Genomic DNA, 988 nt, shown 5'->3' on the forward strand with positions numbered 1-988 from the left:
TGCAAGCCGAACAATTGGGTACTGGCCACGCGGTGGATCAAGCCTCTCCATCAGTTCCAGGACGATGAAAAAATCTTGGTTCTTTACGGTGATGTTCCACTCATCTCTTCTGAAACCATTGAAAGTTTGCTCGATGCCCAGCCTAAAGGCGGTATCGCATTATTAACAGTCGTTCTAGACAATCCAACTGGATACGGTCGCATCGTACGTAAAAACGGTCCTGTGGTGGCGATCGTCGAGCAAAAAGACGCGAATGAAGAGCAAAAACTAATTAAAGAGATCAACACGGGCGTAATGGTAGCGACCGGTGGTGATCTGAAGCGTTGGCTTGCTGGCTTAAACAATAACAACGCTCAAGGTGAGTACTACCTAACAGACGTCATTGCTCGCTGCGCATGATGAAGGCAATGCGGTTGAACGCGGTTCGACCCAGCTATGTCCAATCGAAGTGGAAGGGGTGAATGATCGCGCTCAGTTGGCTCGTCTTGAGCGTGCATTCCAAGCAGCCAGCGAAAAGCTGCTGAGCAGTGTGATGTTGCGTGATCCTGCGCGCTTGACCTACGTGGTGAGCTGCAGTGTGGTCTTGATGTTGAAATCGATGTGAATGTGATCATTGAAGGTAACGTCTCCCTTGGTGATAACGTAGTTATCGGTGCTGGCTGTGTGCTAAAAGACTGTGAAATCGATGATAACACCATCGTTCGTCCATACAGTGTTATTGAAGGTGCAACGGTGGTGAGCAATGTACCGTTGGTCCGTTTACTCGTCTGCGTCCTGGCGCTGAGATGTGTAACGACTCTCACGTGGTAACTTGTCGAAGTAAAAATGCACGTATTGGTGAGGGGTCTAAAGCTAACCACCTGACTTATCTTGGCGATGCTGAAATCGGTCAACGCACCAATATCGGTGCTGGTACTATTACCTGCAACTACGATGGCGCTAACAAATTCAAAACCATCATCGGTAACGACGTGTTTGTTGGTTCAGA

Annotated in this window: 1 pseudogene; it reads left to right on the top strand. The window is 48.6% G+C overall.

The window, feature by feature from the left end:
• A pseudogene (glmU, locus tag CIK04_RS23780) lies at positions 1 to 988 on the top strand (bifunctional UDP-N-acetylglucosamine diphosphorylase/glucosamine-1-phosphate N-acetyltransferase GlmU); the annotation flags it as partial.

Source organism: Vibrio sp. 03_296, assembly GCF_002265885.1.